Annotated in this window: 7 protein-coding genes; all 7 read right to left on the bottom strand. The window is 42.7% G+C overall.

The window, feature by feature from the left end; genetic code table 11:
* Nucleotides 1–60: 60 nt before the first annotated feature.
* The 7 genes from FFJ24_RS03400 to FFJ24_RS03370 all read right to left on the bottom strand — a co-directional run bounded on the left by FFJ24_RS03400 (nt 61) and on the right by FFJ24_RS03370 (nt 12319).
* Complete coding sequence (locus FFJ24_RS03400; RefSeq protein WP_138822564.1) at nt 61–1986, bottom strand: TlpA disulfide reductase family protein; 1926 nt, start codon at nt 1984–1986, stop codon at nt 61–63.
* A 9-nt stretch (nt 1987–1995) separates the two neighbouring features.
* Nucleotides 1996–3447 (bottom strand): RagB/SusD family nutrient uptake outer membrane protein, encoded by a 1452-nt coding sequence (locus FFJ24_RS03395; protein WP_138822562.1) that lies wholly within the window; start codon nt 3445–3447, stop codon nt 1996–1998.
* Between the two features lie 16 nt (nt 3448–3463).
* Entirely contained in the window at nt 3464–6781 is a 3318-nt protein-coding gene (locus FFJ24_RS03390) for a TonB-dependent receptor (protein ID WP_138822560.1), read from the bottom strand.
* Between the two features lie 136 nt (nt 6782–6917).
* Entirely contained in the window at nt 6918–7919 is a 1002-nt protein-coding gene (locus FFJ24_RS03385) for a FecR family protein (RefSeq protein WP_168202372.1), read from the bottom strand.
* Between the two features lie 121 nt (nt 7920–8040).
* Entirely contained in the window at nt 8041–8613 is a 573-nt protein-coding gene (locus FFJ24_RS03380) for an RNA polymerase sigma factor (protein WP_138822556.1), read from the bottom strand.
* Nucleotides 8614–9322: 709 nt separating this feature from the next.
* Entirely contained in the window at nt 9323–10429 is a 1107-nt protein-coding gene (locus tag FFJ24_RS03375; protein WP_138822554.1) for a glycoside hydrolase family 105 protein, read from the bottom strand.
* 222 nt (nt 10430–10651) lie between these two features.
* Entirely contained in the window at nt 10652–12319 is a 1668-nt protein-coding gene (locus tag FFJ24_RS03370) for a RagB/SusD family nutrient uptake outer membrane protein (RefSeq protein WP_138822552.1), read from the bottom strand.
* Nucleotides 12320–12327: the final 8 nt, after the last annotated feature.

The raw sequence follows: 12327 nt of genomic DNA, 5'->3' as shown, positions 1-12327 counted from the left end.
TAAAACATAAAATGACCGGCATAAGATGCAAGAAAAGCCATCCAATGCCGGTCGGTATCTTTATTCACCCTTCTGCTTTCTTTCAAGCAGAACAGCGATTTCAACATCAAGTTTTTTCTGAAGGATCTCACCTTCAAACCCAATGGTCCTGAACTGCATTTTTCCCTGCTGATCTAAAACAGCGATAGTAGGAATTACCGTAAAGCCTACTTTTTCTCCTATATTTTTATCGTTGTTGAAATAAATCGGAAACTGATATTGCGGGTTCTGTTTTGCCCATTTTTTAGCATCTTCGAGGGTATTGTTGGAACCACTGTTGACCACCATAAACATGATCTCCTTATTGTTGCGGTATTTTTCGAAAACCTTATGGAAATAAGGCATTTCCTGCATACAGGGAACACACCAGGTTGCCCAGAAATCAAGGATTACAATCTTTCCCTTCATCATTTCTGCGGTAACCGGCCGCCCTTCGAGGTCCACCAGGCCCGATAATTCCGGTCCGGGCTTATTCATCATCGATAATGTGGTTTTAGCAGTTAGCCGGGCGATTTCCAAAGCTTCCAGCTCCGCTACCTTTGACCGGAAACTGGCTTCGGACTGGTTATATCTTAAAAAATTGATTTTTGCGCTTTTCAGTACCGTTGAATCTGTCGGATTTTTAATCAGCAGCTTCCAGAGGATATTAAAAGCCTTCTGATTTTCATTTAACCTTGCAGATACCTGGGCACTGTTAATCAACCCCTCTCTTCCATCCGAAAGTTTTACTGCCCGGTCTGCCAGCAGTCTTGCTGAATCGATTTGGTGCAGCTCAAAATAATTGAGTGCTTTGATAGAAAGCAGCGCAGACCTTGCCTCTGCTATGGCCTGTTTTCTTGTGGTATCCGGTACATAGGAAGGAATATAACCGAACTCAGGGAAATAACGGATAATCCCTACCGGCCAGGTACCGGAAATTTGCAACGATCTGTCTGCATAAGCAATAGCCGCTGATGGGGCGATTTTATTTTCGGTCAGCCTGGCTGCAATATCCTTAAGTGCCTGAGGTGTGTAAGGGCTAACTTTTATGTTCAGCTTGGAAGCATGAAACAATGCCCTGGTAGAATCCTTGACCGATGCATAATAATCAAATAGCATTTTATGAATACCTTCAGACCCTTCTTCACCAGGCTTATCGCTTTTCTTTAGCATCGCTTCCAGCTTTGCAATTTTGGTGGCAGTATCCTGCTCTTTAGCGATAACTGCGGCGCGGAAGTCTTTGGAGATATCTGCATCCGGGAAGCGCTGCATAATTACTTTGCGCACCGAATCGAGCCTGCTCTTTTCGCCGATCATCAGATAGCCCATCGTAACCAGGTTCACATTTCCCGGCAGCGTAGGATTTTCTTCAAATTTCGCTGCAATGATTTTCCTGGCCTGCTCCCTTAACCGCAGTTTTTCTTGAGGGCTTTTTGCCATAATCATCATGGTGTTGAGCTGTGCTACCTTAGCCTCATAATGATCAGGATTATTTTTTAGTTCTTCGCCGAGCAGAATCAGCTTTTTAGCCTGAAGATCAGGAGATTTTGGCATTTGGGCAGAAAGGCTATAAGATTCGTGCAAAAAGCTGCTTTTTACTCTCCTTTCCCCATCAAAAACACGCAAAACATAGTGTTGATCGGCAGCAGGTTGCTGTATCTGCTCTCCGCTCTGGAGATAAAAAGCCGCAAAGGTTGCAAACCTGCCGGCTACAAAAGATGCTGTCCATATTTTGCCCTTTTTTACCATTGGCATTTTCCAAGGCAGGTCGTAAAAAGTAGAATAGGTGAAAACGATCGTTACGGAGGGTGCGTCAGGTGTTATTTTAGCATAGATAGCTGTAGGGTCGTAACTGATGGTAACGGTATCTCCTCTCTTTATTTTTTCGGGCTTAATGGTTACGCTTTGCCCACGCACCTGCACAATGGCAAGCACGAGGAGCATATAACTGAATACTATTTTTTTCATAGGAATTAATTAATTGTAACCTGGATTCTGAACCATATTGGGATTGGTACGCATGGCCTCTACCGGAATAGGAAAAAGTACTGCGGTAGGTTTCCAGAATGGCTTGCTCAGTGGCAGAATATCATCTGCGCGGGATTTTAAAGGATCCCCCGACACACTTTTCCACCGTTTAAGATCGAACCAGCGGTGTCCCCATTCCGAAAACAGCTCTACCCTTCTTTCCTGTTCAACCTGCGCCATGGCAACTGCCTGGCTTGCTGCAACAGCCAGAGGCGTTAGTCCGGCACGGGCGCGAAGTACATTAAGGTCATCTTTGGCCTCAGAAAATCTGCCCAGTCCTACCCTGGCCTCCGCACGGATCAGGTAAGCTTCGGCAAAACGGAGTATCATTGAATATTCGCTTACCGCAGCACCTGCTGCTCCAACCCTCACCTTATATTTAAAAGGATAATAATGCGTTACAATAGGGGTTGTAGTAGTGCTGTAGCTACCAACCCAATTGCTGAACCGCTTATCTCCCGCTTCGAAACCTGTCTCCAGGCCGTATATTCCTTTGGTAAGCCTGTAAAATGGTGAGGCTGTTGGAATAAGGGTATTCCCTTCCCAAGTGTTTCTTCCGCCAAGCGTATTCACAACCTGAAGCTGCCAAACAGCTTCGTTTGAGTTTTTCAAAAAAGTCTTGGTCATGCTTGCGGCATCATTTAGATCAGCATTTTTTAAAATCGAGTACTGTGTTGTATTCGCGATTACCTCATTGGCTTCAGACTCTGCCAAAGCGTTGTTCCCGGTATATAGATAGGCTCTCGATAGCAAAAGTGTAGCTGCTGTTTTATTTGGACGTGTACGCTCGCCGGCTCCAGGGTAAGCGGCTACCAATAAACTTTTGGCATCTTTTAAATCCCGGATAATCGCAGCATAAACCTCAGCCTTAGGACTTCTGGCTTTATTGCTATTGTTCAATACATCAGTATTAAGGATGAGCGGTACATCACCAAAGAAATTTACCAGATAGAAATGGCAGAAGGCACGCATAAACTTAGCCTCACCCAATAACTGGTTCTTAACTGCTGGTGTAAGTGTATTAGAAGCCGAAACGCCTTCTATAACGGCATTAGATCGGTAAATAAAATTATAGGGCGAAGACCACATAATCCCCACATAGGTATTTCCGGAGGTTAGGGCATTGTTCTTGAATTCGTCAAAATTGGCCAGTACAGAAGCATACACGAACTCATCAGCGGCCATAGCACAAGTAAAGCTGGTGAGTACATTAGCAAACTGGTAATTAGAAGCATTCATATCGCTGTAAATACCCACCATTGCGGCAGTTGCAGTAGCATCGGTGGTAAAAACGGTTCCAGTAGCCAACTGATCTTTTGGATCTTCGATTTCTACATATTTTTTGCATGACAGACCTGCGCTGATCAAGGCAAAGGACAATATATAATAGATAATTTTCATCGGAATTAATTTTAAGTTAAAATGATACCTGTAAACCTGCGGTGTAAACACTTATTGGAGGCATTGAATATCCTTTTGTTTCAGGGTCAAAGCCATCGTATGAAGTGATCGTAAAGAGGTTCTGTCCCAGAACATACATGGTGATATTGTTGAATTTCCAGCTTTTGAGCAAGTCTTTGAAGTTGTATTTCAAAGAAACATTTTTCAGTCTGATAAATGAAGCATCGCCCCAAACCGCATTCGACAGCCGGTAATTATTCTGGTATGCAGTATAGATCGGTTTACCGGCAGTTGCACTTGCTCCAGGTATCATCGACGGAATGCCCGGCATTGTCCATCTTTCAAGCGCACTGATGTCCTTATTTCTAAGTGCAGAACCATTGGAATAACTCAGATAACCATAGTTTAACAGTGGCCCCTCCTGCTTTACAAATTGAAAAAAGAAATCAAGACTGAAGTTTTTGTAGGTAAAACTGTTCTGGATACCTCCATAGAATTTAGGCATCGTATTTCCTATCACGATAAGATCTGCCGGATCGGTGATGGCTTTATCTCCGTTAAGATCCCTGAATTCGGGAACACCAGTTTGTGGATTTATTCCCAGAAAATCGAAACCCATCACGATCGATAAGGGCTGGCCGATAACGTACTTAGCTGCATTCGCCGAGTTTTTCAGGTCAGGGTATTTCAGTAATTTGGTTTTGGCCAGGCTAAGGTTAAAGGAAGTGTTCCATGAAAAATCTTTCTTTTTGATATTGATCGAACTCAGCTCAAATTCCCAGCCTTTATTTTCTACTTGGGCCGGTAAATTGGCCTGGTAGCTGGTAAATCCAGACTGCGAGGAAAGTGTGCTCCCGATCAACTGATTGTCTGAGCGGTTGCGGTAGAAATTTGTAGTAAGTAGCAACCTTTCATTAAAAAAACCAAGGTCTAAACCTGCTTCCAGCTTCCTGTTCACTTCCCAGCTGTAATCAGGGTTCGGGAAACGGCTAGGTGATATTCCCCCAATTCCGCCGTATGGATAAGAGGTTGGTGTCCAGCTGTCCAGGAACTGATAATCACCGATCTGGTCATTCCCTACCGTACCAAAACTTCCCCTTAATTTACCAAAACTCAGGAAGGGAAGATTTTCTTTTATAAAATTCTCATTGCTAAACAGCCAGGCTGCACCTACAGCGCCAAAATTTCCGAAACGGTTATTCGGACCAAACTTAGAAGACCCATCCCTGCGGAAGGTACCGTTTACGATATATTTTTCATCCCAGTTATAGGTAAGCCTTCCAAAAACTGATGTATAGCGGTACTTGGTATAACTGTAACTTCTTGGCGTGATCAGTGTAGCTGCCTTAATGTTATCCAATTGCAGATCGCTGATATAACCGCTTCCGGTCACACCTTGTCCTTCTCTCAGGCTGTGCTGCCAGGTGCCACCCACTAAAGCAGCTAAACTGCCCTTGCCCAGTTTAACATTATAATTTAGCTGGGGTTCTACGATGTACGAATTTAAGTTACTGGTTCCATAGTTTGCGCTGCTCCCCGTGTAGCTGACCGGGTTGAAGCCCAATTTTGGAAGCGTTTGGGTCTGTTTCATATCCATCTTGTTAAAACCGGCACTTACTTTGGCGGTAAGGCCCGTCAAAAACTGATAGCTTAAAGTGGTATTCCCAAAAATATTGTTAGTATTGCTCACATTTGTACGTTCAAAATAAGCCATGGGGTTCTGCTCATTTCCGATCCAGTAATAATTCCCTTGCGCATCGTAGATCGGGAAATTTGGTGCAAGGTTAAAAAAGCTGGTTACATCACTTTGTAAGGTGTTATTTTCATCGAGTGTATATTTTAAAGAACTGGTAAACTGAAATTTTTGATCAACCGAGCTATGGTTAAGCGACATATTCAATGCTCCTCTTTTAAAACCTAAATCACCGGGTAAAACTATTTTCTCGTCCCGGTAGGTCCCGCTGATCAGGTATTTAGTCTGCTCTGTACCGCCACTGAGACCCAACTGAAGTTCAGAAAGATTGGCTGAATTACCGATCAGCAGATCCTGCCAGTTCTGATCAAGATTCTGGTCCCATAATAACAGATCCGGCGCCTGTGCATCTGTCGGGGTAACCGCGTCATTTGCATAGGCCTCGCGCCTCATGGCCAGGTATTCTGAACCATTAAGCATCTTTACGCGTTTACTTACCGTAGAAATTCCGGTGTATACATTCGCCGTAAACGCTGGTTTTCCTGATTTTCCTTTTTTAGTGGTAATCAAAATCACGCCGTTTGCTCCCCTGGAGCCATATATTGCCGTTGCATCTGCATCTTTTAAGATATCAATCTGCTCGATATCGGCGGGATTGATACTGGCTAGCGGACTTTGGTTCCCATTTGCCCCGGAAAACTGGCTCAGACTTTCTGATATAAAGGGTACACCATCAACAATATATAGAGGTGCGGTACCTGCGGTAATCGAATTTTGGCCCCTCAGGCGTACATTGTAAGCTGACCCCGGATAACCAGTTACCGAAGAAATATCAAGGCCAGCAACTCTGCCCTGCAAGGCCGCAATCGGATCTCCTACAGGCTGGTTGGCAATCTGTTTTGCGCCTACCGTGGTTACAGAACCGGTATTGGTTCTTCTGGTAGTGGTTCCATACCCGATTACCACAACGGCATCTAATGTTCCGCTTTGCGGCTCCAGGAATATATTCATTGGTTTAGCACTCTGCACAGGTCTCTCTATAGTAGAATAACCTATGTAACTAAAGATCAGGATATCATCTGCCGAGGCCTGGATCTTAAACGCGCCGTTGCCATCTGTTATGGCGGCAATGGTTTTGCCTTTCACCTTAACAGAAACACCAGGCATTTCATTACCCTTTTCATCTTTTACTACACCATTAATTTCTTCCCTGTAATTATTGACCGGTGTAAGGGGAACCGGAGCCTTAAAAATAATAATGCTATTATTGAGCAGCTTATAGTTTAATCCGCTGCCCTGTAAAAGCGCATCAAGGATTTGTTTTACGCTACGCTGCCTGGCCTCAAGTTGTGGTACTTTTACACCTGAGATGACCTCTTTTTTATAAGCAAAACGAAAATCGGTCTGCTGTTCGATTTTTGCAAAAGCCTCCTGTAAATTTCCTTTCGAAAAGCCTAAGGATACAGTTACTTCCTGCAGGCCCTGGGCAGAACTGTTAACAGCATATAGGCTACTGACGGCAAATAATGAGATAACCAATAAGATCGCATTTACTTTCATGAAAAATCTTAATTTTTGGATAATAGTGTAGTGATAAGTCAATAGGGATTGACTTGCATAAAGTGTATTTTTATAATACATTGCAATGGTTTTAGGTTGTTCGATATATAATTTAAAACTATTGTAAGCCCCGGTGGCCGCCGGGGTTTACTTAATTCCGCTCCTATATCATGTTGGTGATACTTTTTTCTTCATCAAATTTTATGTTTTTGTTGGTTTATAAATTTTCACACCCTTCACCGTCAATCAGAAGTTGGTTCCCTTTGCGTTCAAAAGAAGCTCCGGTAATCGCGCTAAGCACTTCTGTAACCTGACTGATATTATTCCTGTTTAAAAAAGCAGCGGTAAAGCGGCACTTCTTTACTTTATCGCTTTTAAATAAAACTTCTATGCCGTAACGCTTTGCAATCAGCTCCGAAGCCTGCAAAAGTGTAATATCATCCATAATCAGATCCTGCGACTTCCAGGCGGTAGCAGTTTCGGTATTTACAGTCTGCTTGCTTTGATATTCCTGGCCGATTTTCCAGCTCAATTGCTGGTTTGAAGTTAATACGGCCAAAGTTTTATCTGCACGCTGAACCAAAACCCTACCTCTGGTAACCGTTACAGTTACCGCTTTCTGATGATCATAGGCAGAAATATTAAACGCGGTCCCCAGCACAGTTGTCGTGATTTTGCCCGTATGAATGATAAAAGGATGTGCTGCATCGTGAGCCACATCGAAAAAAGCTTCCCCATATAAGGTTACCTCTCTTTTTTGCTTTCCTTTAAAATCCTGGTCATACACCAAACGGCTATCGTTGTTCAATTGCACAGAGGTTCCATCTGGTAACTTAATCCATTTATGCCCCCCTGTCTTTTCAGCAGGTTTATCTGTCTTGTTTTTTGCAACGATAACAGGCTTATTTACCGGTTTAAGTAAAAAATATGCGATTGCCGATATCAATAGCACAGATGCAGCATAGCCAATCCAATGCAATGGCTTTTTTACCGTTTTTAAAGTTGCACGTTTTTTTATTTTTTGAAAAAGTGCCTGCTGATCAGCCAGCTCAGTTTCTTCCTTTCCGGCTTCAAATTCATACTGAAATTCCGTCAAAGCCTGTGCCCACTCTTCCTGATAGTTATCATTCTTCATCATCAAGAGCACCTGATCATTTTCCTGCTGTGATGTCAGGTTCCGTATGTACTTTAAAAAAAGTTGCTTTATCGATTGTTCCAAAATAGTGCTGCGTTTTATATCATAACACATAAAGCGTATGGAACATTTACCCGGGAAGAAAATATTTTTTATTTTTCCCGTATCTGTTAATAGGGGAAAACACATTGAAATTTAAACTGGACTAAAAAAATAACGACAAAAGCGCCCCGTGCCTGACGAGGTATCTTTTGATCGAGCGGATGGCTTTAACCATTTGGCTGTTGATGGTTGCATCTTTTAAACCAAGTTCTTCAGCTGCCTGCTTATAGCTATAGCCAGATCCATGGCAAAGCTCGTAGATTTTTCTGCGCTGCGGGGGCAACAGCTGAACAGCACGGGAAACAAATTCCTTTGTTTGCCTATACTGGGCGAAAGCGAGTCCGTCATCACCCTGATCCAGAGCATATCTAGCTATCTCTTCAGTAATTATTGTTTCTTTAGCAGCTTTTCGAATCACATTCAAAGATAAATTTCTGGCTATGGTAAACAGATAAGACTGAAGGGGTAAGTTGGGTTCCAATTTAGGAGCGGTTTCCCATAATTTCACAAATACTTCCTGAACGATGTCTTCTGCGAGCGCAGGGGATTTTAAAATCTTCAGTGCAAATGTGTAAATCCTTTTTACATGCAGTTCATAAAGAAGAGAAAAAGCAGTTTGGCTGCCATTTTTCAACTTTAGCACCAGTTCCGCCTCTGAATCTTTGACAACATTCATAGTCTACAAAAATAGTAGATTTCATTAATAAACATAATATTTTGAATGCTGATTTCCAAATTTGGAAATTTCACTTTAAATCCGTGGCATTTTAATTAAGGTCATACTAAGATCTAAGGCACGTGATCAGATCCTCAAAGCTAAAACTATTTAATAAGACACTAAAACGAAATTCTTTATAATTTCTGCAAGCGCCAGGTATTTTTTCTACCTCAATAATTTGCAATCAGGTTTTAGAACATATTTATTTTCAAACTCTTCCTTTAATTCTCCGGGTGGAAATAAAAAATTTTAAACTGCCTGTGTCCCTATTTTGTGAGAAAAAGTTAGTTTTCTTGCATTGCCAAGCCAATAGCAGCTGCCTTCCTGCAATTATTTAAAATGCCTGCAACACAGTGATAGGTTAAAGACTGATAAACAACCTGTTAAGATCGAAGCGTTTATGCCGGAAGATGAGCCCAATGCAGGAGAAGACAATTAACCTTGTCCTTTTACCAAAAATATGCTGCTATCCGGAATAGACAAAACCTAAGTTCTTATTTTACTCCCATTTGCTGACAGAAAACTCAATAAAACAGCAAATTAACTCATAAGGGGAGAAACGATGTAGATAACCTGGGGACAACAATTCCCCAGGGTTATCAGTAGTGTGCGCCTACCGGCTGTATGAGAGTAGCCGGTGCAATACCAAATACGGCACACAAAAACGTTATTTCTCCAGAAGGGCGAAAGTGCACCATAAATATGGAGATTGCCCATGCGAATCGCCTACACTCCTTGGACGGTCATAATAATACTGTTTATCATTTTTCTTGTTTGTCCCGACACACACTTCTGCGACATCGCCTTTTTCGTTAATATAAGGTACCAATGCCAACCAGGCTTTACGGGCAACCGGTGCATATTCATGCTGATCCAGCCATCCCTGTTTCACCCCGCTGATCAGCGCGTACGTAAACATGGCTGATCCGGATGTCTCGGCCCAACAATCAGGCTCATCGATTAACTGGTTCCACATGCCGCTGGGCCGCTGAAAATCCTTCAAACTTTTCATCATCGTTTCATAACCCTTAAGGATACGCGGTCGATCCTTGTTATCTTTGGGCAGCAGGCGCAACAGTTCCGTCATGCCCGCAGCCATCCAGCCATTACCACGCCCCCAGTAAAACGGTACATCTGGCGCATGGTAGAACAGGCCGTTCGGCCTTTGCAGTTCATCAAGGTAAAGCACCATTTCACTTGCAGCACGTTCTATATATTTCGGGTTTCCGGTTGCTTTATAGGCCTGCGCCTGCACAATGGTGATCATATACATATCATCAATCCATAAGCGGGTTTGCCACGAAAATCCTTTATTGGCCCATTCTTTTTGCTTTTTATCAGCATTTTGCGGAACGTCCCATTGGGTATCTGCATAGGGAATACCCAGGTCAAAATAATGCTTGTTTTTAGTAATCTGATAAAGTTCAAGGGGCAGGCTGCCAAACATGTTCAAATCAACATGGTTCATGATCGGCAAGAGCTGTTTTTCCTGCGAAGTGAGTTTCTCAAACCTTTCTTCCAAAAGCGATAAGAGCTTTTTATCTTTTGTTAATTTAGCATACCGAAGCGCTCCTGTCCAATTAAAGGTTTCAGGATAGCTGATCCATTTGCCGGCATGGAGCATGTGTTTTCTATCGAGAAAGCGATAAGCTAAACGTTTTCCCACTTCCTTTGGACCAAATCCTTCCGGAAAATCTTTAAGCATATTTTTCTGGGCAAACAGAAACTGACAGGGAATTAAGAATAAAAATAAGGCAATTAATTTTCTACACATATTGATTTATAATTTGGTTAAAGTTCTTTCACAGGAACAATTTTTTCTTTAAAAAATAATCAGATACCACATTTAGTGTGGCCTGATGCTGCAGACTATTGGCTACCGAGAATTCCGTAGCCCGCAAGATCAATCAGAACTTCTACTTTTTCTAGCACTTTACCGATCATATTCCCATATTATTCTCCTTAATGGCATTTTTCTGAAATGAGCTTGCAATGATTAATAGCCAGGATTCTGTTCCAATCTTGCACCATTGTTACGCTCAATTTCGGAAGCAGGAATGGGCCACAGGTTGTAAGTAGCTAACACATCGTTGTAATAGGGATTACATTTTTTTACACGATCGTAAACCAGGCCGAGCCTCATCAGGGTAATCCGTCTTTTTTCTTCCGACCCCAGCTCTCGCATCCGCTCGTCTAAAATGTAATCAATGTTTACATTGGCCGGCTGCACTGGAGATGCATTAGACCTGCTGCGTACCACATTAATATCGGCTGCAGCTTTATCGGGCTGGGTTAAACCCAAATAGGCTTCGGCCCTTAGCAAATAAGTTTCTGCCAACCGAAACATATACTGATCAGCATAAGTTCCGCCTGCACTTGCTTTAAGCAGCAGCTGCGATTTATCCTGGAACATGCCATCAGGATGGTCGCCTGGAGTAGTTACTTTTGATTGAAAAGCATAGAAATCTCTTCTTGGCACGGTTATACCCGCCGGTGGATTGATGGTAGATATGGTTTGACCGAAGCGTGGATGTGCAGGATTGGTTACTTTAAATTCGCGTACAAAATTAAAGGGTGCATTTCTAAGGTCGTTATTAAAATCACTCTGCCAGATGACGTCCGAAAAATATTTGGTGGGTATTGCCCAACCGATTCCCCTGCCACCGGTATAATCGCTTATAGGGTATAAAAACGGTTGAACACTGCTGCCAGCAAGCCTGAAAGTGAGAAATTGTGGTGCAAAATGCCTTTCCATCTGATAAGAACCACCAATACCTGTAGAAACGGCGCCACCGCCCGGTACATCTGTTTCGAACTGGATTACCCACAGGGCTTCCCTGTTGGTACCGTTTTTTCTGTTCTGGTTACCTCTTTGAAAAAGATCCCAATATACATTTTTAGTAACATCTGTTGATTTCACCCCAAACCTGGTGGTCATCAGACCAACATTGGGGTTACTGATTACAGTAGAGGCAGCATCTGCCGCATTTTGAAACTGCCCCGCCGCCAGGTAAACTTCCGATAAAAGATGGTAGGCAGCCAGGTTATTTACTTCTCCATCCTGAACCATGTTAATGGCCGGAAGATTCGTTGCTGCAAATTTCAGGTCGCTGATAGCCTGCTGAAGCACAGCTATTTTGGTGGCCCTCGTATAATCTGTTTTAGGATTAACAGCCTCTGTGATATTCAGGGGTACACCACCATATAAATAGGCCAGTGTACGGTAGGCCAGGCCTCTGAAAAATTTCGCCCTGGCTTCCATTAATATCTTTTCGGGAGGAGTTAGTGACGAGCCCGGAATACGATCGATAATGGTGTTCGATTCTGCTACTATTTTGTATAATGAAGTCCAGTGAATTAACGGAATTTCTGTACTTAAGGGCGAATATGCAGCAACCATATTGGTATGCCTTGTAGTGGCTGGCTGACCATCAAAAACCAGATCGCAGCCAAACACATAATCGAAAGGACGTTGTTCTCCACTGTTATAAAATTCGCTTCTTACCCGGTTATATTGGTTATTCAAGGCCGCTTCGTAATCCTTTGCGGTGGTATAAGCATTATCTGTGATTAAGAAATCAAGTGGTTTTTCGTTCAGAAAATCCTTTTTACAGGAGATAAACGAAATGGCAATAGCCACTATAATGAAGGTAATTTTTTTCATCGGTTTAA

The sequence above is a fragment of the Pedobacter sp. KBS0701 genome (assembly GCF_005938645.2).
Classification (GTDB): Bacteria; Bacteroidota; Bacteroidia; order Sphingobacteriales; family Sphingobacteriaceae; genus Pedobacter.
Note: the sequence above shows the minus strand (reverse complement) of the source record. Positions and strands in the feature narration are given on the sequence as shown.